This is a genomic window from uncultured Pelagimonas sp. (assembly GCF_947498515.1).
In the GTDB taxonomy this organism is placed as follows: Bacteria; Pseudomonadota; Alphaproteobacteria; order Rhodobacterales; family Rhodobacteraceae; genus Pelagimonas.
Window position 1 is genome coordinate 21,448 of record NZ_CANMKO010000002.1, and the last position, 24,944, is coordinate 46,391.

The window sequence follows — 24,944 nt, forward strand, 5'->3', positions numbered from 1 at the left end:
GGTTGAGCACTAGAAATGAGAAACCCGCCGATTCCCGGCGGGTTTTTTCGTGCAGCAGTAAAAACTGCCTTTTGCTTACGGGTTGAGCAACCAGATGTTTTTTAAGCGTCGCGCAAACGCCCGCGCTGTGGGATCTCCTTGAGCAACCCGCCAACCCCCATTCCAGCGATATCCTGCGAGGTAACCGGAACGCCACAGAGCAACCGCTCTAAGACCCAATCCGCCCCATTCATCGCAGGCGACTTTGCACATCCGGGCAGGCCAATAACCGGCTTGCCCTGCAAATGCCCAAAGAACAGCAAATTACCGGGATCAACCGGCATCCCGAAATGCGTCACCTCCCCCCCCGCAGCACGTAAGGCTTGCGGGGCGACATCCAAAGCATCCGACGTGGCGGACCCCGTCAGGATCAACAGGATATCGGCGTTGGCCTGTTTCAAAGCCGTGGCGAGCGGATCGATCTCATGGGCCACAACTTGGTTTGGAGACAGCGCCACCCCCATACGATCCAATCGATCTTTGGTTGCACTATAGCCCTTGTCGCCATTTTCCCCTGCATCAACAGTGGTTTGGATCAAGCACGCGGATTTGCAGGCAACCCGGCGTAACCGTAAACCAGCCTGCCCCGCCAAACAGGCCGCGTCCAGCGCCGCTTCGGGCACCCCATAGGCGATGATCTTGACCGTCGCCACCATATTGCGCGACGACACGCGTTGCCATTTAGGTACCGTGGCGACCGTTATCATTGGATGCAATGCGTTTAACGCATCAATACGATCCGCTAAAACCTCAACAACACCAATATCTTGCGCGTAGATATTCACACGGCCAGTTGCCGCCTTTCCAAGGCGGAGACCCGCCAATTCCGGGTCCGGCACCAGAGCCCGTGCCAAACGCTCTGCCGCGTGATCTTCGCCTATATCACCAGGGTCCAATCGGGCAACCGTCACCTCTGTGATCCCAGCCCGTGCCAAAACCTCTTGATCCGCCGCCTCGATCACCCTGCCTTTACGAAGCCGCCCACCGGAATAGGAGACGGAATGCGCCAAAATGGCACCTCGCGCATCGTCCAACGGCACTGGTCCAAATTTCATGCGCCTTTCCTAAGCACTTGCACCATCTCTGACAGGATCGAGACCGCAATTTCGGCCGGGCCAGCCGCCCCTAGATCAAGACCGATTGGGCCATGAATGCGCGCGATGTCATCCGCCGTAAATCCGGCCTCTTGCAACCGCGCCACGCGTTTTGCATGGGTTCGCGTCGACCCCAATGCGCCGATGTAAAAACACCCTGACCGAAGGGCCTCCGTCAAAGCGGGATCATCAAGTTTTGGGTCATGAGTGAGCAAAACCAGCGCAGTACGCCCATCAAGCCCAAGCGCCTGCACCGCCTCGTCCGGCCAATCATGCACGATACGTTCCCCGGGAAACCGCGCTTCGGATCCGAATGTTTCGCGCGGATCGATGATCACCGGATCATATCCGGCAATGCGCGCCATGGGTAACAGGGCTTGTGTGATGTGTACCGCGCCAACAACGATTAGTCGCAAAGGCGGGTTGTGAATGGCGACAAAAACCCGGCTGTCTGGTTCAAATCCAGAGCGGTCCATGCGAAAGCGATCCTTGTGACCAGTCCCGTCAATTCGTCGCAATCCGCTATCTAAATCAACGACATAAGCCACAGCGCGCCGGTCCGCACGGGCCGCAACGAGCTGTTGCAACATTTCTTCAGGGAGGACCGCCCCTATTGGTTCGAGCAACACACGAATGGTCCCGCCGCAGGCCAATCCAACGGCAAAAGCGTCCCCATCCGAAACGCCAAATTCCAGCTCCCGGGCTTCGCCGTCTTCCAACGCCTCCATCGCCTCAACGATCACAGCCCCCTCGACACAGCCGCCAGAAACCGACCCTTCGATTTGCCCGGTGCCGGATATGGCCAATTGCGACCCGACACGACGTGGCGCAGACCCCCAGGTTTCAATCACCGTGGCCAAAACCGCACCTTGGCCGCCTCGATGCCAGGCCAAGGCCTGTTCAGGTATCCCGTCAAACCGATCCATCACCCACTCCTCCTAACCCAAGTTTTAACATGGGTGTGACCAAAGTCGCCCCCTCCTAAAGTCTGCCATTCCATATCTTTTTCAAGGGGTCGATTGAGGCAAGCTTCCTTCCCCCGGGTCCGGGGGAAGGTCAGGTTGGGGGCCGCTGGAACTGGCGCGCCTTGGCGCGGCCATTAGCGACCGGGCTAACCTTTGGTCACGTCGTGTTTGTAGATCCAGTCAAACTGACCAAGCATTTTTTCTGGTGCAAAACGTCCCAACACCCCAAGGCCAAGATGCGCGACCCCTCGGGTCAAAGGATTGCTAAGATGATACTTCCAAGCATTGCCATTGGCGGCTTCGACAACCTTGACCACTCGATCCCGACGACGGTTTTGGTAGGCCTGCAAACCGCTTGCATTGTCCTGCGCTTTGTCCAACTCATCCGCCAAGACCCAAGCGTCTTCCATCGCCATCACCGCGCCCTGTGCCATGAACGGCAAGGTTGGATGCGCGGCATCCCCGATCAAAGCGACGTTTTTACCATGCCATTTGCGCGCAACATTATGACGAAACAGCCCCCAAACACCGGGTTTATCGGCCGCGTGCAACATCTCTGGCACCATACCGCCAAAACTGGAAAACGCGGCGCGCAGTGTCGCGGGATCGTCGATGTGGCTCCATCCTTCGGCCTGCCATTCACGGCGCTCTTCCACCGCAACGAGGTTCACGGCCTCGCCGCCCCGCAAGGGATAGCTGACCAAATGCCGGCCCGGCCCCATATGAACACGCGCCTCGGGCGGATGGCCCATCACATTAGGCACCACGGCGCGCCAAGCGACTTGCCCGGTGAAAAACGGCGCTTCGACACCGTTCAAAACCGGGCGCAGTACCGAATGCAGCCCATCCGCACCAATCACCAGATCATCGTCGAACTGATCACCATTGGCCATTTCTACACGTGGTTTCGCACCGGGTTGCACTGTTTCGGCCTGTTGCAAAAGCCGGATCTGAACCCCGGCCTCTCGGGCCGCCGTGGCCAAAAGCTCAACAAATTCGGCACGATGCACAAAGCGATAGCTATCTTGCTTGGGAAGTTTGGACAGGTCGAGCCGAAGCACTTCCCGCCCCTGTTTATAATCTCGGAGCGATACCGCCTGCCCGGCGACAGTTATGTCACAAAACGCGCGGTCCAAGCCAAGCGCCTCAAGCACGCGAAACCCGTTGGGCGAAACTTGGATTCCTGCCCCGACTTCGCGAATGGCATCGGCCTGTTCCAAAACACGGACATTTGCCCCCTTGGCGCGCAAGGCCAATGCCGCTGTTAAACCGCCAATTCCGCCGCCAATAATGGTGACGCCTGTGCCGTCCAATGCCATGATATCTTCCCTCAAAAAGCAGAACGCCGGAGCCAACAGCCCCGGCGCTCATGTCTTGTATCGCAACAGCGCAACAGCGCCGGTTACCAAATCGGGTGACCCAATTAGTCGTCGCGATGGACCTTTTCGCGCCGTTCGTGGCGTTCCTGCGCTTCGAGCGTCATGGTCGCGATCGGGCGCGCATCAAGCCGTTTCAGGCTGATGGGTTCCCCGGTTTTCTCGCAATAGCCATATTCGCCTTCGTCAATCCGGCGCAGCGCGGCGTCGATCTTGTTGACCAGCTTGCGCTGACGATCACGTGTGCGAAGTTCAAGCGCACGATCGGTTTCCTCACTGGCGCGATCATTCACATCCGGAATGTTGCGCGTACCTTCTTGCAAGGTCTCAATCGTGTCACGGCTATCCGCCAAAAGCTCAGTCTTCCAAGCCAACAACTTGCGGCGGAAATACTCAAGCTGCCGTTCATTCATGAAAGGTTCGTTGTCTACCGGACGATAATCGTCAGGAAGGAAATTCTCAGGTTTCATGGTACCCCCGTTCGTTTCACCAACATCCGTCATGTTAAGTATCTCTCCAGAGTATTGGTGCCCCTCGGCGCAGCATCTACCGCATGGCCACGGTGATGTCACTAGCGAAAGCGTCAAATTGGGACACGGAAAACGATAGTAGAACAACATCTCCTAAACTCCCGTAAACAAGTCACTTCCCCATGAGAACGCTAACATCCTGAGCAAAGTGACGAAACGGTGCATCTTGCCAAGCCGCCCCGCTCTGGATACGCCTTGGCCCGAAGTTTTCAGGAGAGTTCCATGCGCTTTCAAGGCACCGATTCCTATGTCGCCACCGACGATCTGACTATGGCAGTGAATGCCGCCGTGACCCTAGAGCGCCCTCTATTGGTCAAAGGCGAACCCGGCACCGGGAAAACGGAACTGGCCCGTCAGGTGGCCGATGCGCTGGGTGCGCCGATGATTGAATGGAACGTCAAATCGACCACCAAGGCCCAACAGGGGTTATATGAGTATGACGCCGTCAGCCGTTTGCGCGACAGTCAATTGGGCGATGAGCGCGTCAACGATGTGAAAAACTACATCCGCAAAGGCAAGCTTTGGCAGGCTTTTGAGGCCGATCGCAAAGTGGTTTTGTTGATTGACGAAGTCGACAAGGCCGACATCGAGTTCCCCAACGATCTGTTGCAAGAGCTCGATAAGATGGAGTTTCACGTCTACGAAACCGGCGAAACCATCCGGGCCGTGAACCGGCCGATTGTGATCATCACCTCAAACAACGAAAAAGAATTGCCCGACGCGTTTTTGCGCCGCTGCTTCTTTCACTACATCAAGTTCCCCGATCACGACACATTGCGTAAAATTGTCGAAGTCCATCATCCCGGAATCAAAGACGCGCTTTTGACTACGGCTCTGACGCAGTTTTACGAGCTTCGCGACCAACCCGGTTTGAAAAAGAAACCATCAACGTCCGAGGTTCTGGATTGGCTCAAGCTGTTGCTCGCTGAGGATCTGGATGCTGAGGACCTCAAGCGAGATGGTGCAAACGCCCTGCCCCGGCTGCATGGTGCCTTGCTGAAGAATGAACAAGACGTTCATTTGTTCGAGCGACTGGCCTTTATGGCGCGGCGCGACCGCTAAACAAGCGGTTGCCCCTAAACTCTCGTAACTTGTTAAGAGTGGTTAACACGTTTTAACCACTTTTACGCCCAATGCGCGGCTTTGCCCCTGCGTCACCTAGGCCAAAAGCCGCAAATGCGCCGTGTTTCAACAGGCAATTACCCCTATTCCGATAGTCGAATGTTGCATAGTTGCACCTCGCAAACCCCTGCGTTTTATGACAAATTGGACCAATCCCACAAACGGGAAAAAATTTTGTCATTGGGTTCAGTCCGCTCTGTGCAGAAACCGTGTTTTTGCCCTATAGTCTCCCTACAGAGGACAGAAAAACACCGGATGTCTTGTACATCTGAGTAAAACAATGAGCAGGCAGGCTTCTAAACGTGTCCCAACGAATGGCTTTGACCGAGCGCGCTTTGCGTGCAGAGGGCGGTCCAGTGCGAACAGATTTTCGGAATGATGTAGTGTCATTTCGGGGTGTCTCTTTGCCTTATGCGACCTTCACCTCGCCGCTTGCGGACCGCTTTGGTGCGCTATCCTGTCGTGCGGCCACTTATATCATACGCCCCTTCTCGACGTTGTCTCAGGTATTCGATGTCATCGCCCGGTGTCTTTTGACCCCTTTGGCGTTGTCACACCTTTCCTCAATGACCCGAGGCTGTGATGCGTAGAACCCGTCGACTTCTTCTTCCGCTTTATCTGATGCTTGGGGCTTGTATGCCGGTCTCGCAATCAGACACCCCAACGCGATCAGCCACCACCGTCGACACCGGCCTTCCGCCGATGAAGGTGTTCTCGGTCCCCCGCCCGCAGGCCCCGGTCGCCTCCAACTCTGATATGGCGCGCGACTTTCTTGATCTGGCCTTTACGCTGGAATCGGGGCGCACGCTTAGCATGTTGACCCGCTTTGAAGGCCCGATTTCCGTCAATGTCGCCGGATCGCCGCCGCCGTCTTTGGGCCCTGATCTGACACGCCTTTTGCATCGTCTTCGCAATGAGGCCGGGATCAACATCAATCTGACCAACTCGGCCAACGCCAATATCACCATTCAGGCCGTGACCCGCGCCGATATTCGCAAATACCTACCCCAGGCGGCCTGTTTTGTTGTTCCGAATGTCTCGACCCTTCAGGAATACAAAGCCCATCGTCGCACCCGCAAGACCAGCTGGTCACAGCTAACCAAGCGCAACAAATTGGCGATCTTTATTCCCAATGATTCCAGCGCTCAGGAAGTCCGTGACTGTTTACACGAAGAACTGGCTCAGGCACTTGGCCCGCTGAACGATTTGTACCGTTTGCCCGACAGCGTCTTTAACGACGACAACGTGCACACGGTTCTCACAGGGTATGACATGACCATTCTGCGCATTTACTACGACCCGTCGTTGCGCAATGGCATGACCAGAAGCCAAGTGGCCGATCGCCTTCCTGCGATTCTTGCCAAGGTTAACCCACGAGGTCAGGGCAAACCGGCCCGACGTTTGAACAAAACGCCGCGTGTTTGGATTGACGCCGTACAAACCGCGCTTGGCCCCGGTGCCAATCCCGCCCAACGCCGCGCCGCCGCCACCGAAGCGTTGCAGGTAGCCAAGGCCATGGGCTGGTCCGATCACCGTCTGGCGTTTTCGCATTATGCCATGGGCCGCTTGTTGCAAGCGGTTGATCCCGAGGCCGCGCAGGACCACTTTGTTCTGTCGCAACGCCACTTTGGCACCGGTCCGGACACAGCCCTCCACCGCTCTTATGTGGCGTCACAGCTGTCGGCTTATGCCATCAGCGCCGGTCGCGGAGAAGATGCGCTTTATCTTTTGACGCCCCATCTCGACACAGCGATGCGCCATGAAAACGCGGCGTTGTTGGCGACCTTAATGATGTTGCGCGCCGAAGCGTTGGAAATGACGGGCCGCACCACCGAAGGCCGCCAAGTCCGACTGGACTCGCTTGGCTGGGCACGCTACGGGTTCGGCTCTGACTGGGCCGTGCGTGCAAAGCTGCGCGAAATCGGCTCGCTCAACCCACAAAGACGGAGAATTGGCGGGTTATGATCGTTATCTTGGGCGCATTGATCGGAGCGTTGATCGGCGGAATGACGGCCAAACGCCGTAACGGTGACAAGGCTGATATCGCCCAATATGCGGTTGGATATGCCATTGCCTTTGCCCTTGTCGGGGTCATCCTGACCATCGCGATTGAAAAACTGATCGCCTGAAGACCACATTTGGGACCCGACAAACAATACATAAACGCCTCGGGGACCTCCGGGGCGTTTTTGCGTTGTCGTGGAATGATTTGAACGCAACGGCGCATATTGAAGGCCCCGTCGGCCTCGCATAAGGTCCGCGCATGTTTGTACCCTTCTTTGAAAATCTCCGCAGCGCCGGTGTGCCGGTGTCCTTGCGCGAATACCTCGCCTTTCTCGAAGGGATGAAGGCCGGGCTTGCCACCTATGACGTTGAAAGCTTTTACTTTCTGGGTCGCAGCGCCATGGTCAAGGATGAGCGTCACCTTGACCGGTTTGACCGGGCTTTTTCCGCGTCTTTCAAAGGTTTGGACGCCATCACCCCCGAACAAGTTCTCGACGCTGTCGACCTTCCGGCCGATTGGCTTGAGAAAATGGCCGAAAAGCATCTCACACCCGAAGAAAAGGCCGAGATCGAGGCGCTGGGAGGCTTTGACAAGCTGATGGAGACGCTCAAAGAGCGCCTTAAAGAACAGCAAGGTCGTCATCAGGGGGGCAACAAATGGATTGGTACCGCCGGGACGTCGCCCTTTGGGGCCTATGGCTACAATCCCGAAGGCGTACGCATTGGTCAGGATAAATCCCGCCACCAGCGCGCCGTCAAAGTCTGGGACAAGCGCGAATTCAAGAACCTTGATGATTCCGTTGAACTCGGCACCCGAAACATCAAGGTCGCGCTGAAACGCTTGCGCAATTGGGTGCGTGACGGGGCCGTGGATGAGCTTGATCTAGACGGCACCATTCAGGCAACTGCGGAACATGGCTATCTCGACGTCAAAACCCGCCCCGAACGGCGCAATGCGGTCAAAGTATTGCTGTTTCTCGATGCCGGCGGCTCTATGGACCCCTATGTGAAGATCGTCGAAGAGCTGTTCTCTGCGGCGCGGGTGGAGTTCAAACATCTCGAACACTTCTACTTCCACAATTGCGTCTACGAAGGTCTGTGGCGCGATAACCGGCGTCGCAGGGATGCGCAAACCCCAACTTGGGAGGTGCTCAACACCTATGGGGCGGATTACAAATGCATCTTTGTCGGTGATGCGTCGATGTCGCCCTATGAAATCGCCTATCCGGGCGGAGCAAATGAACATTGGAATCAGGAAGCCGGTCAGATCTGGCTGGAACGCATGCGCGATCAATGGAGCAATCATTTGTGGATCAATCCGGTGCCGGAAAAGCACTGGCAATATACGCAATCCATCCACATGATCCGCGAGATTTTCGAAGATCGCATGGTACCGATGACGCTAGATGGCATCGATCGGGGCATGCGCCTATTGGGTCGTTAACCAATTATCACAGTTGGATATATTCTCGGTCCGACGTTTGATTTTTGTAAACACATCTACGGCAAATATCGCCCCAAGTAATTTAGGGCGACGACATGACGAACGACTATCAGGACCGGCTGAACACTTTTGACCTGACAGGTGAAACACTTGAAGTACTTGAAAAAGCCGGGAAAATATTGGAACCCGCTTTGGATGAGGTTCTGAAAACTCTATACGCTCAAAACATGGCCGATGGCGAAGCGGGCGCATTCTTTCCCTCTGACAAGGCCCGTGATGCCGCCCGCGAAGCCCAAAGACATCATTGGAAAATGCTCTTGTCGGGCACATTTGATGAGTCTTATTTTGCCTCGACCGATCGTATCGGACGGGTGCATTTTGCCATTCAGCTTCCCTTCCCTTTGTTCTTCTCGACCTATGCGCGGGCCACGTCGGCCATGCAGGTCAAATTGTTGGCCAAAACATCGAAACCCAGTGTTTTTAAACGGTCTGAACGGCGCAACACTGACGCAATGTTGACGGCCCTGAACCTTGCTTTTGCATTGGACATGGAATTGGTGTCCAAGGCCTATTACGACGCCGTCGCCGAACAGGATCACGTGGCTTTTAACCACATTAGCTATGCCATGGCCGAGTTTTCCGAAGGCAATTTAACTTATCAAATCCCGCCCCCCGCCAATAGCGACTTTCCAGAAACGCATAACAGTCTACGTCAGGCAATCAACTCGGCGACGGGTAAAATAGGCGACATGATGCAATCGGTGTCTGACACCGCGCTTACACTCACCCATCTCGTGGCTGAAGTGGCGCAATCGACGGTGTCCCTATCGACTCGGACAGAGAGCCAGGCCGCGTCGCTCGAAGAAACCGCGGCTGCCATGCATGAGATCACTGAAAGCGTGGCCAGCCAGTCCGAGAACACCCTAGAGGCGGATCAGGTTTCACAGACGGCACGTAAGGAGGCCATGAATGGCGCAGAAGTGGTGCGCAAAGCCACGGATGCCATGACACAAATCCAAAACTCCTCTGATCAAATCACACAAATCATCAGTCTGATCGATGACATCGCATTTCAAACCAACCTCTTGGCATTGAATGCCGGTGTTGAGGCCGCACGGGCCGGCAACGCTGGCCGTGGATTCGCGGTTGTCGCCGCCGAGGTCCGCAATCTGGCCAATAGCGCCTCCGAAGCCGCCACAGAGATCAAAAACCTGATCAACAAGAGCAGTGAAGAGGTTCAGTCTGGGGTTGATCTTGTCGCGCAGTCAGGTGAAATGTTGGATAGCATCGTTGGAGATTTCGCCAAGGTCTCGTCTTTGGCATCGACCATTGCCGCAGCCTCGGCGGAACAATCGCGCGGTCTTGGAGAGATCAACCAAGCCGTTGGCCAAATGGATTCGTTTACACAACGAAATGCCGCGATGGTGCATGAAACCCTGAGCGCGACCGAAGAGATGCAAAAAACCGCCGCTGAATTGCGTCGAATGATGCAGCAGTTTCGGTTTGATGCGGCGGGAGACCCCGACGTGGAGATTGCCGCGTAGACATCAGCCAATTCCCGCGGGCAAACGTTTTGCCTATTTAGCAAAACTGTTGGTAACTGCTTGTTTATGAGATATAATGGTGGGTGATGAGAGGCTCGAACTCCCGACATCTTCGGTGTAAACGAAGCGCTCTACCAACTGAGCTAATCACCCGTGAGGCGGTGTTTAGCCAAGGCAGCTGATCGGCGCAAGAGGCAAAATGAACTTTTTCGACAGGTTTTTTGACAATCTTATGTTCGAAGAACTTTGACCCGAACTAAGCGGTTCATAACAAAGAAAGCGCGCCCTTTTCAGGGTGCGCTCCGATGATTTTTGGAAAGTGACAAGAGACTTAATCTCCTGACATCTAGGAAGTGAAAGAAGTCTGCATTCGCTGAGCTCAGGCCCGGCGAACCAAGCTTACTCCGCCGCCTGCGCAAGTGGATCAGGATCGGCTTTGTTGCCCTCTTCTGGTTGACGAATTCGGGCGTTAATCACCTGACCATTCACACCTTTTTTCATACGGTTCACTTTGATCTTGCCAAGCGGGCGCATGTTGATTTCACGCCCCTCTGCCAAAGCTTCGCCAAGGATCGCCAAGGCCGCCTCGATGGCTGGTTTCGCATCGCGTTTCTTGACACCGCTGCGTTCAACCGCCAATTCGATCAGCTCTTTTTTCTTCATCTCTTCGCGAGTCGACAAGGGGAGCTCTTCTACCTGGATCGCCACTTCGGGGTCCGATGCCGCAGGTACTGTCTCTGTTTTGTCGATCGCTTTGGATGGTGTCGATTTGGTCTTGGACGCCGTTGTCGAACGGGTCGTCTTCCGGGTCGTTGTTGCCATTTTGCCTGTCTCTGCTCTTGTTATATACGCGCGTTTTGTGCGCCGGAGCTCGTGCTCTCTGCTTTAAGGTTAACGTAAAAACGCAATTGATGCCAGCAATTGCTTGACTCACATGCAAAAAATCAGGCAGAAATCTCCGGATTTTCGTTTTTTTGGGGAATATGTGATGAAAAGTCTAGCTGCCGCTGCAATGTTCATAGCTCTTACCAATACCGTTCACGCAGGGTCGCTTGACGATCCGATCGTCGAACCGGTTATGGCACCAGTCATGATTGAGGAAGAGGCCGCATCCAGCAGCGCGCCATCTGGAGCATTGGTGATCACTTTGGCGACCATTGCCGTCTTTGGCGCAGCCCTGGCGAATTAAGCAGGGCAAGATAAAAAAGGCCCCGAGGTTTCCCGCGGGGCCTGTATTTTAGTGTGCAATTGCACCAGAGCCGGTGTCTTTCGCCCTCAAAGCGGCGGCTGCGGCGGCTTCTTCGGCGGCTTCGTCCCATTCAACCGGTTCAGGTTGTGCGGTCAACGCCTGCTCTAACACTTCTGACACGTGTTTAACCGGGATGATTTTCAACCCGTTTTTGACATTGTCCGGAAGCTCCGCCAGATCTTTTTCGTTCTCTTCAGGGATGAACACTGTGGTAATACCACCACGTAGCGCCGCGAGGAGTTTTTCCTTGAGGCCGCCAATTGGCATAGCGTTCCCGCGCAACGAAACCTCACCAGTCATGGCGATGTCGCGACGCACAGGTATGCCGGTCAGCACAGACACAATAGACGTCACCATCGCCAAACCAGCCGATGGGCCATCTTTGGGAGTTGCGCCATCCGGCACGTGAACGTGGATGTCCAACGTATCAAATTTCGGCGGCTTCACCCCGATCTCTGGCGAAATCGAGCGGACATAGCTTGCCGCGGCTTCGATGGATTCCTTCATCACATCGCCTAGCTTACCGGTCGTCTTCATCCGCCCTTTGCCAGGCAATTTTAACGCCTCGATGTGCAATAGATCGCCACCAACAGATGTATAGGCCAAACCGGTAACAACACCGACTTGGTTCTCCTCTTCGGCGAGGCCGTAGCGATACTTTTTCACGCCAAGGAAATCATCAATATTATCGGCGTCTACTGAGACTTTGTCGTCCTCTTTCTTGACGATTTTGGTCACAGCTTTGCGCGCCAGTTTGGCGATCTCACGCTCAAGGTTCCGCACCCCGGCTTCGCGGGTGTAATAGCGCACGATGGCGGTCAGAGCATCGTCCTTGACTTCAAACTCACCCTTTTTCAAACCGTGGTTCTTGACCTGCTTGTCAACCAAGTGTCGCTTGGCAATCTCGAGCTTTTCGTCCTCGGTGTAGCCAGACAGAGGGATAATCTCCATCCGGTCCAACAGTGGGCCGGGCATATTGTAGCTGTTCGACGTGGTAACAAACATCACGTTCGACAGATCATATTCGACCTCAAGGTAATGATCGACAAAGGTCGCGTTTTGCTCCGGATCAAGCACCTCAAGCATGGCTGACGCCGGATCACCACGGAAATCCTGACCCATCTTGTCGATTTCATCGAGCAAGATCAGCGGATTGGTGGTTTTCGCCTTTTTCAACGCTTGAATAATCTTGCCCGGCATCGACCCGATGTAAGTCCGACGGTGGCCCCGAATTTCGGATTCGTCACGCACGCCGCCAAGACTAATGCGAATGAACTCGCGTCCTGTTGCCTTGGCCATAGATTTACCAAGCGAGGTTTTACCAACACCTGGAGGGCCAACAAGGCACAAAATTGGGCCTTTGAGCTTGGAGCTACGGGCTTGAACCGCAAGATATTCGACGATCCGTTCTTTTACCTTGTCCAGAGAATAGTGATCTGTATCAAGGACTTCCTGAGCACGGTTCAAGTCCTTTTTGACACGGCTTTTTGCCCCCCACGGGATCGACAACATCCAATCAAGATAGTTGCGCACAACCGTGGCTTCGGCCGACATAGGCGACATATTCTTGAGCTTTTTCAGCTCCGCGTCGGCCTTTTCCTTGGCCTCTTTGCTCAGCTTGGTTTCGTTGATTTTCTCTTCGAGTTCAGCAATTTCATTGCTGCCATCTTCGCCATCACCCAGCTCCTTCTGAATGGCCTTCATTTGCTCATTCAGGTAATATTCGCGCTGGGTTTTCTCCATCTGAGTTTTGACGCGGGTCTTAATCTTTTTCTCAACCTGCAAAACAGACATTTCGCCCTGCATCAGGCCGTAGACCTTCTCAAGACGCTCAGAAATCGACAGAGTTTCAAGCAGTTCTTGTTTCTGAGGAACCTCGATCCCCAAGTGCCCGGCGACAAGGTCGGCAAGCTGCGCGGATTCAGTCGCTTCACCCACAGCCGAGAGCGCCTCTTCTGGGATGTTTTTCTTGACCTTGGCGTAGCGCTCGAATTCTTCGGAAACGGTGTGTACCAACGCTTCGAGAGCGGCTGGATCGCCGGGCATCTCGGTCAGGTGGTCACAGCTGGCTTCGAAGAAGCTATCGTTATCAAGGTATTCGGTGATCCGAACACGTGTTTGCCCTTCGACCAACACTTTGACAGTGCCATCGGGAAGTTTCAGCAATTGCAAAACGTTGGCAAGAACGCCGGCTTTGTAAATGCCGTCAGTATCCGGGTCATCAACCGATGGATCAATCTGACTGGCAAGCAAGATCTGCTTGTCGTCATTCATAACCTCTTCGAGCGCACGCACCGATTTATCGCGCCCTACAAAGAGCGGCACGATCATATGCGGGAACACGACAATGTCGCGCAACGGCAGCACGGGATATGAGGGGTTAAGATGCTGTTTCATGCTCGTTTCCTGTTCTTGGCAAGATGGCCCCGGCCCCGCTTTGCGGCAACACTTGTCCATCTCCGGTCTCGGAAGCTTAATCTGGGGTTAATGACGCGCAAGTTCAAGCGCGACCTCCCCCAAAGCGCCGCCTTTGGTGTTTAGAATGGACCTCTCCCACCGCAGGTGCAAGTGGGGTTTTGCCGCAGATTGGGGGGATTTCGCTTACTCTTTGTTGGTGTTCTGGGGCCGCAAGAGCACGGTTTCGGTCATATAAAGCACAGTTTCGTCACTTTTTAGCGTCAACTCAGTGAGTTCCAGAACCCGGTCGTCAAAATAGGCGATATAGGTGATGGTCCCAGCGGCGCTCATCCCGCTGGTTTCTGGCATGGTCACAACCAATTGTGGCAGGTCCGATGGCCCGCATTTGGTGTCAGACAGGACATCGGCCAGATCAGGACGACCAGTTGTGTCAAGCAGATCGTCGACCCGATCCACATCGTAGGGGCGTGTCTCGGAAAGCGCTGTGTCTTGGGGTTGGCCTGTGAGGTTGTCGAAGAACTGCGATGTCACGGAGCCGTTTGACGCGATTTCAACTTGGTAGGCCGAGGACCCCTTCACAAAGGACGTCACAGCATTCTCGATCGACATAGACCCATCGCGCGCCCATGTCCCTTGCAACCGATCAAGGATCTCTTGTTCATCGGTGACCCCACAAAATCCGTCGGCCAAAAGGATAGACGGAAAGCACATGCACAACAAAGCTGTGGTCAAAACACGCATGAATTTGGTCCTTTTAAAGCTGTTCGATGTCACCGAGGGCCCTTTGTGCATGAAAATCGGCCTCCCATGCATCAAACCGCCCTTCGGCAATCGCATCCCGCATACCCTGCATGATTTCTTGGAAATAGTGCAGGTTGTGCCACGTCAACAACATTCCGCTGACCATCTCGTGGGATCGGAACACATGATGAAGATAGGCGCGGCTATAACCGGAACAGGCCGGACAGGTGCAATGTTCATCAATCGGGCGCGGATCGTCGGCGTGGCGGGCGTTTTTGATGTTAATTTGGCCACGACGTGTCCAGGCTTGCCCGGTACGCCCCGAGCGTGACGGCAAAACACAATCCATCATATCGATGCCGCGTTTAACGGCACCAACGATGTCGTCGGGCTTACCAACGCCCATCAAATAACGCGGCTTGTCTTTGGGCAAATATCCGGGCGCATAGTCGAGGCAGGAAAACATCGCCTCCTGCCCTTCACCAACGGCCAGCCCACCAACGGCATATCCGTCAAAACCGATATCAATCAACGCCTTGGCGCTCTCTTCTCGGAGATCACTTTCAAGGCCACCCTGCATGATGCCAAACAACATATGCCCGGGGCGATCGCCAAAGGCGTCGCGCGAACGTTGCGCCCACCGCATCGAAAGACGCATGCTTTCCGCAATCCGATCCCGATCCGCAGGCAGCGCCGGGCATTCATCAAAGGCCATGACAATATCGGAGCCCAAGAGTTTTTGAATCTCCATCGACCGCTCTGGCGTCAGGTGATGTTTGGACCCGTCGATATGAGATTTAAAGGTCACGCCCTCTTCGGTCAGCTTGCGCAAATCCGACAGGCTCATGACCTGAAATCCGCCGCTGTCCGTCAAAATCGGACGGTCCCAATTCATGAATTTATGCAGCCCACCCAATCGGTTGATCCGCTCTGCACCTGGGCGCAGCATCAGGTGATAGGTGTTGCCCAACAAGATGTCCGCGCCAGTCTCGCGGACACTTCCGGGCAGCATACCCTTGACGGTTGCTGCGGTGCCGACCGGCATGAAAGCCGGGGTTCTGATATCGCCGCGCGGGGTGTGGATGACACCGGTGCGGGCCTGCCCATCTTGGGCCTGAAGATCAAAGGATGTCTGTGCCATACCGTCGGTTTGCCTCATGACGGCGCGCTTGCCAAGCCCCAGTTGCAGGCCAAGATGGAGGTACCAAGGCCACAGATTGCAAAACCTGTCATTGGCTGGGCTTTGCCCCCTTGCCCCCGACATGCGCGCACAGGATGATAAAGGAATGAGCAGAACACCAACTTATAAGGGCGGTATCAACGCCTTGCTGGCCCAATATGAGGGTCGTCGCGACAGTTTTAGCTATGCCGAGGGCGAAGGATTACCCCCCCTCGACGTTGATCTAAACACGCTGGCCAATCAGGTTGTGCCCGATCCAAACCACATCGACCAAGAAACGCGCCCGTTTCGGTCAAGCTATCACCGCAAACGCTTTCAATTGCGCGAAGAATTGCAGGGGCTGTCCGAGCTGTCCTATCTAAATGGAATGCTGATCGCCCATTTGCGCAAACGGGATGTGCCTGATCATGCCCCTGCCCTATTTGTGCGGCTTTGGGCCGAACATGGCGCGCAATTGGTTCGGGAATTGGATCAGAGATGGTTGGTTTCGGCGATCACCACCTTTGGCGATCACGGGGCAAATGCCACCCAACGCGCCACCGGCCTTGCCATGACCGCCTTGTTCGGCGCTATGAAACTTTATGAATCCGAACGCTTATATTCCGGCCTAACACCTGATCAACCCTTTGCATTAACTGGGAAAGTTCGGGCAAAACTTCCGTTGGATATGGACAGCTATTCCATTTCTGGCGGCGGTTTGGATGTCAATCTGATTGCCCGTCTTTGGCAAGAGGCACAGGGCGATACCACTATTGCCCCCCTTGCCCATCATTTGATTGAGCTTCTCATCCATGATGAGCGGACGCTTTTCCGCCGCCTACAGGTGATGAAGACCCGCCGTGACCGGCTGAAAAAGGTCAAAGCCAAATCCAACATCGCACCAGTTCCGGTGGATCGTCTCACTATTGGCCAACAAGACCTGAGATGGGGCATTGTAAGCACGATAAAGGCCCCTTTGGGTCAGATTGCCCGCTTTGCAGCCCATCATCTTGAGCTTGGCGCAGACACGCTCCATATTTTTTTGGACGATCCCAAACCGGAAACCGCGGCGTTTCTAGCGCGCCATCCGAAAATCCATGTCACCCTCTGCGACGACGCCTATTGGCAATCAACCGGTAAACGCCGGATGGAGGCGCATCAGCTGCGTCAGGCCTATAATGCCACGCGAACCCTACGCGCCACTGAGGATGATTTGCATTGGTTGGGCCATATTGACGTTGATGAATTCATCATGACCGACGCGCCTATGATTGAGAAACTGGCCTCCGTTGGCCCGGCAATTTCCATGGCGCGCATTCCCCCGGCCGAAGCCTTGGCCCCCGACCGCGGAACACCGGAATATTTCAAGCTGACCCACAAACAAGCCGGGGTAAAAAAGTCTGACCTTCAAGACATTTACCCGACATTCGGACTGCATCTATATGGCGGTTTCTTATCCCATAGTTCAGGCAAAGTTTTCGCCCGCACGGGTATTCCCGACACGCGACTTGGCATTCACACGTTGAAATACAACGGTGAAGATGCCAGCAATCGCGAAAAGCCAGAGGGGCTTTACCTTGCGCATTTTCATGCCCCCAGCTGGGAACATTTCCGAGGCCATCTTGATTTCCGCCAGACAAAGGGCAGCTATCGCCCCCGATCTGAACGCCCGGAATTGGGCCAAGCCGAATTGTTGAAATTCCTCTCTGACGAAGAAGGCGACGCAGGATTGCGCGCGTTCTTTGACGAGGTGTGCGCCGACACACCAGAGTTGCGCGCCCGCCTCAAAGCCCGCAAAATGCTGTTGCACCATCAATTCGATTTTGACGCCAGCGTCATGCGCGTATTCGGGAGGATGCCTTGACCGATCTCAACGCCCGTTGGGGTGTCGTTTCGACAATCAAAGCCCCCCTTACCGCAATTTTGAATTTCGCATCTTGGCATTTTGAGCTCGGGGCGCATCGCCTTTATCTCTATCTCGACGATGACGTGCCAGAAACGCTGGCGGCCTTGAAATCACATCCAAAGATCAAGGCCTTGCACACCGATGACGCCTATTGGAACAAGCGCAAAGGCCGTCCTCAAAAACATCAGGTCCGCCAAAGCCTCAACGCCCGTCATGCCAACAACCGACGGGTCGAGGTCGATTGGTTGGCGCATATTGATGTCGACGAATTCCTGTTTCCAACGACCGATATCGGCGATCTACTGGGCGCGTTGCCAGCCCAAGCCAAATGCGCCCGTGTCCGACCGATCGAAGCCTTGGCGCATGGGGACGCGGTAGAACCCGGCGAAACCGCGTTCAAAGCCTTTCACTTGGATCAACAAAAACGCCAAGCCGCGTCAGAGGCCTGTTTTCCCAATTGGGGTCCCTATTTATCGGGTGGGTTTTTATCCCATGTGGCGGGGAAATTGTTTTTCCGCACCGGATTAAAAGGCCTTCAAATCAAAATTCACAACATTGCTCTGGATGGCGTTCAAAACCCAGGCCAAGTTGAGATTCCCGACATTGAACTTGGCCATTTTCACGCCGACAGCTGGCAACACTTCATCCAAGCCTACCGATTTCGCCTTGCTCAAGGGTCGTATCGATCTGAATTAAAGCCGCAGGTGCGCAAAGACGGCACCCCGAATTTACATGATCTGTTTCAAGCCATCGAATCTGAAGGGGGCGAAAAGGCTTTGAAGGCGTTTTTCCACGAAGTTTGCGTTGCAGATATCGACCTTTGTCTCCGGCTCAAGGCAAATGGTTTGCTGCGCAGGCATCAAATGAATTTCCAAACCCTACGTGAAAAACACTTTCCAGGCATCAATACGCTGTAAAACCGGGGAAAGTTGCCGAAATTGAAACAATCAATGGATAAGACACACGGCCATGTGACCGCCGTGATTGACCTTGGCGCATGTTTTAACTAAACCACGCGCCAAGGGGTTGAGAATGCAACCATGCAAGGCCGAACGGGCCTGCCCCCTAAGCTGCCAGCGGGCCAAGGATCGTGTCCGCAAAAAATACGGACCCGAATGACAAAATTCAGTGACCTGAACCTAAGCCCCAAAGTCCTAAAAGCTGTGGAAGAGGCGGGCTATGAAAGCCCAACCCCGATCCAAGCCGGGGCTATTCCACCCGCCCTAGAAGGCAAGGATGTGTTGGGCATCGCCCAAACCGGCACCGGCAAAACCGCGAGTTTTACGCTCCCGATGATTTCGATGTTGGCCCGTGGTCGTGCGCGTGCGCGAATGCCACGCTCTTTGGTTTTGTGCCCGACCCGCGAATTGGCGGCGCAAGTGGCGGAAAACTTTGACACCTATTCCAAGCATGTCAAACTGACCAAGGCCCTGTTGATTGGCGGCGTTTCCTTTAAGGAACAAGACGCGTTGATCGACAAAGGTGTCGATGTTCTCATTGCCACCCCCGGCCGTCTTTTGGACCATTTCGAACGCGGCAAGCTTTTGCTAACCGGCGTTCAGATTATGGTTGTCGACGAAGCTGACCGGATGCTCGATATGGGTTTCATCCCAGATATCGAACGCATTTTCAGCCTGACACCTTTCACCCGCCAGACCCTGTTCTTTTCGGCCACTATGGCCTCGGAAATTGAACGGATCACCAATACGTTCCTTTCGGCACCGGCCCGGATCGAAGTTGCCCGTCAGGCTTCGGCATCCGAAACCATCGAACAAGGTGCGGTTGTGTTCAAAGCCTCGCGTCGTGACCGTGAAGGAAGCGAAAAACGCAAAGTTCTACGCGCGTTGATCGAAGCCGAAGGCGACAAATGCACAAACGCCATCATCTTTTGCAACCGCAAGGTTGATGTGGATATTGTTGCAAAATCCCTTAAGAAATATGGCTTTGACGCGGCTCCGATCCATGGGGATTTGGACCAATCCCAACGGACGAGAACCTTGGATGGGTTCCGCAATGGTGATCTGCGCATTCTTGTGGCATCAGATGTGGCAGCCCGCGGTCTTGACGTCCCATCGGTGAGCCATGTGTTCAACTTTGACGTGCCAAGCCATGCCGAAGATTACGTGCATCGCATTGGCCGAACAGGCCGTGCCGGACGTGATGGCAAGGCAGTTACCATCGTGATTCCACGCGATGAAAAGTATTTCGACGCTGTCGAAGCTTTGATCCAAAAAGAGATTCCCCGGATCGAAAACCCGGTGAAACCCGGTGAAAAACCGGTCAAAGCCGAGAAGCCCGTTCGCGAACGTGACGAGAAAAAGGATGAGCCGGTCAAGACGAGCCGCGCCAAACCCGAAGAGCCGCGCGAAGCTAAAAATACACGGTCACGCCGCAACGAAAAACCCAAGACCGACAACCGTCGTTCTGGCGGTGGTCGCGACAACACGATAGTCGGCATGGGCGATCATATGCCCGAGTTTATCGCGCTAAGCTTCGACGAACGTCGCGCCAGCTAAGATAATCTATTGAAATAGAAAAGCCCCGCGATCAGGATTTGATCGCGGGGCTTTTTGTTGTGGTGTCTTGTCCTGAAGGATCAGCTCAAACGGCTAATCACCACGGTGACTTCGGGCTTTTTGCCGATCTCATTCTGGCAGCTTTGGCGCGTGACTTTGCGAAGTTCGGCTTCCAACTTATCGTCATCGGTCATGATCTTGGCCCCTGCCCGACCCAACAATTGCGACAGGTCTTCTTCCAAAATATCAACCAGCGGTGCATGGCTGCGCCCTTGTTCTGGCAACCCCATGACTTCACACCATGGATCACCAAGTGCCTCGTCATCTTCGTCCAAAATCACCGTGACCAAAACATGCCCGTTCAACGCCATACGAATCCGGTTGCGAACAACGCCGTCCAAGGCACCGATTTGCACTGATCCATCCAGATAGGTGCGACCAGTCTCGATGTATTCCGTCACTTTGGGTTTGTTGCCGCTGAGATCAATCATCATTCCGTTGACTGCCAACACTCCCTGACGGCCCTTGGCTTCGGAGAGTTTGACATGCTCGCGCAAATGACGGTGTTCGCCGTGCATCGGTACCACGATTTGCGGTTTGACGATGTCTTGCATGGTTTCAAGATCGGGGCGGTTGGCGTGACCCGAGACGTGATAGTCCCCATCGCCATCACCAACAATATCAACGCCTTGCTCCGAGAACTGGTTCATGATGCGGATCACACCGCGTTCATTCCCCGGAATGGTTTTCGACGAAAACAAGAACAGGTCGCCCTCTTTCAAGGTGATGCCGTTGTATTTCCCACGCGCCAATTGCGCACTGGCCGCACGGCGTTCACCTTGGGATCCGGTGACGATCAACATGACGTTGTCGCGCGGTAGTTGCACCGCGTCTTCCGGCCCAATCACCGGTGGGAAGTTTTTCAAAACCCCCGTTTCGACCGAGGCTTCGATCATCCGACGCATCGCCCGGCCGAGCAAACAGATAGACCGGCCCGCCTTGGCCCCCGCTTCGGCCAAGGATTTGACCCGAGCCACGTTGGAGGCAAAGGTCGTTGCGATGACCATCTGATCGGCCTCGGCCACCAGCTTTTCAACCGCCGGGGTGACAATCGCTTCGGATCGGCCTGCGCTGCGCGAAAAGATATTGGTCGAATCCACAACCAAGGCTTTGACGCCATCCTTGGACACTTCGGCCCAAAGCTCGGGGTCCCAAGCTTCGCCAACAAGCGGAGTTGTATCGAGTTTGAAGTCGCCGGTATGGATCACACGGCCATCTGGGCTATCGATGACCAGCGCGCTGCTTTCGGGAATCGAATGCGAAATTGGCAGGAAACCAACAGTCAACGGCCCTGCCTGCACGGTTTCGGGCCATTTGCCGACGGTTTGCACCGCGTTGCCCTCAACTCCATATTCCGCAAGCTTGTGGCGCGCGATGTTCGAGGTAAAGGCACGGGCATAGATTTTGACGCCCAGATCACCAAACAGATGGCCAACCGCACCGACGTGATCTTCGTGGGCGTGGGTGATGAACACCGCCTCGATCCGGTTGCGGTTTTCCTTGAGCCATGTGATGTCCGGCAGGATCAGGTCAACACCCGGCGTGCTGTCCATGTCGGGGAAAGTCACACCAAGATCAACAACGATCAAACGTTCCTCACCCTGTTTGCCATAGCCATAGACATAGCAATTCATGCCGATTTCGCCGGCACCGCCCAAAGGTAGATAGATCAACCGCTCCGAACTCATGCGCTCTTAGCCCCCATTTTTCTTGTTATAATTATATATGACGGTCAGCCCATGCATGGTCAGGTCGTCTTCGATACTGTCAAATAGCATTTCGCCCGTCGCAAACAAGGGGGCAAGGCCACCTGTGCCAATAACCTTCATCGGGCGACCGTATTCTGCCTTGATCCGCGCCGTGATCCCTTGGATCAGCCCAACATAGCCCCAAAACACACCCGATTGGATACAGGCAACGGTGTTGGTTCCAATCACTTGCTCCGGTTGGCTAATGTCAACATGAGGAAGCGCGGCCGCCCCTTGGTGCAAGGCTTCGAGGCTGAGGTTCACACCGGGCGCGATGACGCCGCCAACATAGGCCCCGTCCTCGGCAACCACATCGAAATTGGTCGCCGTGCCAAAATCAACCACAACGACATCACCGCCATGACGATCATAGGCCGCCGCCGCATTGGCCAAACGGTCCGGGCCAACACCGGTTCCGGTGTCAACGCGTGGCAGGATCGGCAAATCACATCCGGGTTTTCCAACGACCAGCGGGCGACAGCCAAAGAAGCGATCGGCAAAGACACGCAGGTTAAAGACGACGCGCGGCACTGTTGAGCTAATAATCACGTCCGTAATGTCAACGTTTAGCCCGTAGTGGTTCACGAGGGTCGAATACCAGGTAAAATAGGCGTCCGCCGTGCGCGAATGGTGGGTCGAGGTGCGCAGGGTACACAAGAAGCTTTCCCCATCCCAGATCGAGAAAACCGTATTGGTGTTGCCGCAATCAATCGCCAAAAGCATGCGTTACGCCTTTCAGAAAAACACATCAGCAGCCGCGATTTCTTCGCGGCCTTTTGCGGTCTTTAAGACCAGATTGCCTTGCGCGTCTACCTCTTCAAAGGTGCCGGTGACCTCATGATTGGCCAATCGTGCTGTTACTACCTCGCCTAAACGCGCAGCGCGATCCATCCACGCCTGTCTGATCGGGGCAAAGCCATAGGTGACAAAGCTGGCCTCTCGCGCGGCATAAGCCTTGGCCAAAGCCGCCAACATCATCTCGGGGCTGACGCGTTTTCCGGTTTCGGCCAAAAGTGACACAGGCGCAACCGCCCCGCTTTCAACCTGAGCGGCATCCGGGGCGGCGATCAGGTTAATGCCGATACCGATGGCCAAATGCCCACCGGGTCCGCCGATCCCTTCGAGAAGAATACCCGCCACCTTGCCGCCATTTAGCAAAACATCGTTGGGCCACTTTAGAGCCAAACCCGCCGATGTCCCGGTCAAGGCTTCGAACGCATCATAGAGCGCAAGGGCGGTGACAAAGCTGCGCAAGGCCACAACATCCGGAGTTTCGGTTGGTCGCAAAACCAGCGTCGCCGAGAAATTGCCGAGCGGGTTGACCCACGCCCTACCCCGACGGCCACGGGCCGCCGTTTGCTTGAGGCCCAGTATCCATTCCGGGCCAGCCAGATCTTTGGCGATCCGGGCCGCTTCGGCGTTGGTGCTGTCCACTTCGGCCAACACACGTTTTCCATATCCATCAGGCCAAGCCATATGTCGCCCTTTCCAGCTTATGGGTCACCAGCGAAGTCGCGGTGCCTTAATAGAAATGACGCGCCACAATGGGCGCGTCACGTTTGTTCATTCTTGAGGCTGGTCGATCACTGGACCAATGTGGCCGCCGCCGATTGCGCCCATGTTTCAACACCAAACAGGTTGACCACACCCAGCACCATAATTAGTGCGGACAGGTACAACCCACCTTTGAGAACCCAAGACCCGTTTGTTTCCAGCGCCTCTTCTTGCTCTTCGCCAAAATACATGAAGAAGACAATGCGGAGGTAGTAGAACGCACCGATCACAGAGGCGATCACACCGGCGATTGCCAGCCACGCCAGATCAGCCTCATAAGCCGCGCGCAGCACGTAGAATTTGCCAAAGAAGCCAACAAGCGGTGGAATACCGGCCAAGCTAAACAGCAGGACCAACATCGCCAAGGCTTTTGCCGGTTCACGGGTGGAGTACATGCCGAGGCTGTCGATATCTGTGACCGGTTGGCCATCACGTTCCATCGACATGATAAAGGCAAAAGTGCCGATATTCATGGTCACATAGATCGCCATGTAGATCAGCATGGCTTGCACACCAAGCGCAGTGCCGGCCGCAAGACCCATCAGGGCAAAACCCATATGTGCGATCGACGAATAAGCCATCAGGCGTTTGATGTCGCGCTGACCGATTGCGGCGATGGCCCCTAGGAACATCGACAGAACCGACAGCAAGGCGATGACTTGGCTCCAATCCGAGATGGCCTGACCAAAAGCGTCAAACATCACACGGGCGAACATTGCCATGGCCGCGACTTTTGGCGCGGTGGCAAAGAAGGCAGTGACCGGTGTGGGCGAACCTTCGTAGACGTCCGGTGTCCACATGTGGAACGGCACAGCAGAGACTTTGAACGCCAGACCGGCGATCAGCAGGACCAGACCGATCAACAGGCCGGTCGAGACGTGACCATGAACAGCCGCGGCGATGATGCCTTCGAAGTTGGTTGTTCCGGCAAAGCCGTAAGTCAAAGACGCACCATAGAGCAGCAAGCCCGAGCTTAGCGCGCCAAGCACGAAATACTTCAAGCCCGCTTCGGTCGATTTCGCGCTATCACGACGGAAAGACGCGACAACGTAAAGCGCCAGCGACTGCAGTTCGAGGCCCATATAGAGTGTCATCAGGTCGGAGGCCGACACCATGACCATCATCCCGACAACCGACAAAGCCACCAGAATGGGATATTCGAACACCAACATGCCACGACGCGCCATGTAACCTTCGCTCATCAACAGAACACAGGCCGCAGACGCCAAGATGACGACCTTGGCGAAACGGGCGAACCCGTCAACAACCAGTAGACCGCCAAAGGCAGATGTGGATCCTTCGCCGGTCATCCCGATCCAGAAGGCGAGAACCAGAAACACTGCTGCTGTGACCCATGTCAGGGTCGAGGCCAGCTTGTCCTTGCCGGTGTAGACCGCACCAAGCAGCGCGCCCATGGCAAAAACCGAAAGCAGGATTTCCGGCAGGATGATATTGAGATCAGCCGAGATCATAAC

At 55.1% G+C, this 24,944-nt stretch carries 21 protein-coding genes and 1 tRNA gene; 9 read left to right on the forward strand and 13 right to left on the reverse strand.

The annotated features are described in order from the left end of the window. Nucleotides 1–101: 101 nt before the first annotated feature. The 4 genes from Q1A43_RS03480 to dksA all read right to left on the reverse strand — a co-directional run bounded on the left by Q1A43_RS03480 (nucleotide 102) and on the right by dksA (nucleotide 3,944). Nucleotides 102–1,094 carry a molybdopterin-binding protein gene (locus Q1A43_RS03480; RefSeq protein WP_299932594.1) on the reverse strand — a complete coding sequence of 331 codons (993 nt, stop codon included), beginning with the start codon at nucleotides 1,092–1,094 and terminating at the stop codon, nucleotides 102–104. Further along, nucleotides 1,091–2,059 (reverse strand): XdhC family protein, encoded by a 969-nt coding sequence (locus Q1A43_RS03485; protein ID WP_299932596.1) that lies wholly within the window; start codon nucleotides 2,057–2,059, stop codon nucleotides 1,091–1,093. Before Q1A43_RS03485 ends, Q1A43_RS03480 begins: the two co-directional genes overlap by 4 nt. Nucleotides 2,060–2,244: 185 nt before the next feature. Beyond that, nucleotides 2,245–3,417 (reverse strand): FAD-dependent monooxygenase, encoded by a 1,173-nt coding sequence (locus tag Q1A43_RS03490; protein ID WP_299932598.1) that lies wholly within the window; start codon nucleotides 3,415–3,417, stop codon nucleotides 2,245–2,247. 104 nt (nucleotides 3,418–3,521) lie between these two features. Next, nucleotides 3,522–3,944: an RNA polymerase-binding protein DksA gene (dksA, locus tag Q1A43_RS03495; RefSeq protein WP_299927307.1), complete on the reverse strand. Its 423-nt coding sequence runs from the start codon at nucleotides 3,942–3,944 to the stop codon at nucleotides 3,522–3,524. Between the two features lie 282 nt (nucleotides 3,945–4,226). Here dksA and Q1A43_RS03500 point away from each other — a divergent pair, with 282 nt between their 5' ends. The 5 genes from Q1A43_RS03500 (at nucleotide 4,227) to Q1A43_RS03520 (ending at nucleotide 10,118) form a co-directional block, all read left to right on the forward strand. After that, a complete protein-coding gene (locus Q1A43_RS03500; RefSeq protein ID WP_299932601.1) occupies nucleotides 4,227–5,066 on the forward strand; it encodes a MoxR family ATPase in 840 nt (279 codons plus the stop codon). A 642-nt stretch (nucleotides 5,067–5,708) separates the two neighbouring features. Beyond that, the gene (locus Q1A43_RS03505; protein ID WP_299932604.1) at nucleotides 5,709–7,091 is read left to right on the forward strand and encodes a DUF2927 domain-containing protein; all 1,383 of its coding nucleotides are present in this window, start codon (nucleotides 5,709–5,711) and stop codon (nucleotides 7,089–7,091) included. After that, nucleotides 7,088–7,255, forward strand: coding sequence for an apolipoprotein acyltransferase (locus tag Q1A43_RS03510; protein WP_299927314.1), 168 nt, complete (start codon nucleotides 7,088–7,090; stop codon nucleotides 7,253–7,255). Before Q1A43_RS03505 ends, Q1A43_RS03510 begins: the two co-directional genes overlap by 4 nt. Nucleotides 7,256–7,389: 134 nt before the next feature. Continuing rightward, nucleotides 7,390–8,574 carry a VWA domain-containing protein gene (locus Q1A43_RS03515; protein WP_299932607.1) on the forward strand — a complete coding sequence of 395 codons (1,185 nt, stop codon included), beginning with the start codon at nucleotides 7,390–7,392 and terminating at the stop codon, nucleotides 8,572–8,574. Between the two features lie 95 nt (nucleotides 8,575–8,669). Beyond that, a complete protein-coding gene (locus Q1A43_RS03520; protein WP_299932610.1) occupies nucleotides 8,670–10,118 on the forward strand; it encodes a methyl-accepting chemotaxis protein in 1,449 nt (482 codons plus the stop codon). A 77-nt stretch (nucleotides 10,119–10,195) separates the two neighbouring features. Here Q1A43_RS03520 and Q1A43_RS03525 read toward each other — a convergent pair. Beyond that, nucleotides 10,196–10,271: transfer RNA gene (locus Q1A43_RS03525), tRNA-Val, on the reverse strand. 246 nt (nucleotides 10,272–10,517) lie between these two features. Beyond that, entirely contained in the window at nucleotides 10,518–10,940 is a 423-nt protein-coding gene (locus tag Q1A43_RS03530; protein ID WP_299927323.1) for an HU family DNA-binding protein, read from the reverse strand. A gap of 166 nt (nucleotides 10,941–11,106) precedes the next feature. On the opposite strand from Q1A43_RS03530, the gene Q1A43_RS03535 reads away from it, so the two are divergent. After that, a complete protein-coding gene (locus Q1A43_RS03535; RefSeq protein WP_299927326.1) occupies nucleotides 11,107–11,307 on the forward strand; it encodes a hypothetical protein in 201 nt (66 codons plus the stop codon). Nucleotides 11,308–11,355: 48 nt separating this feature from the next. Here Q1A43_RS03535 and lon read toward each other — a convergent pair whose 3' ends face one another. The 3 genes from lon to tgt all read right to left on the reverse strand — a co-directional run bounded on the left by lon (nucleotide 11,356) and on the right by tgt (nucleotide 15,667). Further along, the gene (gene lon / locus Q1A43_RS03540) at nucleotides 11,356–13,764 is read right to left on the reverse strand and encodes an endopeptidase La (RefSeq protein ID WP_299932612.1); all 2,409 of its coding nucleotides are present in this window, start codon (nucleotides 13,762–13,764) and stop codon (nucleotides 11,356–11,358) included. Nucleotides 13,765–13,968: 204 nt separating this feature from the next. After that, nucleotides 13,969–14,526: a hypothetical protein gene (locus Q1A43_RS03545; protein WP_299932614.1), complete on the reverse strand. Its 558-nt coding sequence runs from the start codon at nucleotides 14,524–14,526 to the stop codon at nucleotides 13,969–13,971. Between the two features lie 13 nt (nucleotides 14,527–14,539). After that, entirely contained in the window at nucleotides 14,540–15,667 is a 1,128-nt protein-coding gene (gene tgt / locus Q1A43_RS03550) for a tRNA guanosine(34) transglycosylase Tgt (protein WP_299932616.1), read from the reverse strand. Nucleotides 15,668–15,812: 145 nt separating this feature from the next. Here tgt and Q1A43_RS03555 point away from each other — a divergent pair, with 145 nt between their 5' ends. The 3 genes from Q1A43_RS03555 (at nucleotide 15,813) to Q1A43_RS03565 (ending at nucleotide 20,107) form a co-directional block, all read left to right on the forward strand. Beyond that, nucleotides 15,813–17,549, forward strand: coding sequence for a glycosyltransferase family 2 protein (locus Q1A43_RS03555; RefSeq protein ID WP_299932619.1), 1,737 nt, complete (start codon nucleotides 15,813–15,815; stop codon nucleotides 17,547–17,549). Then, on the forward strand, nucleotides 17,546–18,508 hold the full coding sequence (locus Q1A43_RS03560; RefSeq protein WP_299932622.1) for a glycosyltransferase family 2 protein: 963 nt from the start codon (nucleotides 17,546–17,548) through the stop codon (nucleotides 18,506–18,508). Before Q1A43_RS03555 ends, Q1A43_RS03560 begins: the two co-directional genes overlap by 4 nt. Nucleotides 18,509–18,706: 198 nt before the next feature. Beyond that, nucleotides 18,707–20,107: a DEAD/DEAH box helicase gene (locus Q1A43_RS03565; RefSeq protein WP_299932625.1), complete on the forward strand. Its 1,401-nt coding sequence runs from the start codon at nucleotides 18,707–18,709 to the stop codon at nucleotides 20,105–20,107. An 80-nt stretch (nucleotides 20,108–20,187) separates the two neighbouring features. Here Q1A43_RS03565 and Q1A43_RS03570 read toward each other — a convergent pair whose 3' ends face one another. The 4 genes from Q1A43_RS03570 to nuoN form a co-directional block, all read right to left on the reverse strand. After that, nucleotides 20,188–21,855, reverse strand: a complete 1,668-nt coding sequence (locus tag Q1A43_RS03570) for a ribonuclease J (protein ID WP_299932628.1) — start codon at nucleotides 21,853–21,855, stop codon at nucleotides 20,188–20,190. 6 nt (nucleotides 21,856–21,861) lie between these two features. Beyond that, nucleotides 21,862–22,638, reverse strand: coding sequence for a type III pantothenate kinase (locus tag Q1A43_RS03575; protein ID WP_299932631.1), 777 nt, complete (start codon nucleotides 22,636–22,638; stop codon nucleotides 21,862–21,864). 12 nt (nucleotides 22,639–22,650) lie between these two features. Next, a complete protein-coding gene (locus Q1A43_RS03580; protein WP_299927352.1) occupies nucleotides 22,651–23,391 on the reverse strand; it encodes a biotin--[acetyl-CoA-carboxylase] ligase in 741 nt (246 codons plus the stop codon). A 107-nt stretch (nucleotides 23,392–23,498) separates the two neighbouring features. Beyond that, the gene (gene nuoN, locus Q1A43_RS03585; protein WP_299932634.1) at nucleotides 23,499–24,941 is read right to left on the reverse strand and encodes an NADH-quinone oxidoreductase subunit NuoN; all 1,443 of its coding nucleotides are present in this window, start codon (nucleotides 24,939–24,941) and stop codon (nucleotides 23,499–23,501) included. Nucleotides 24,942–24,944: the final 3 nt, after the last annotated feature.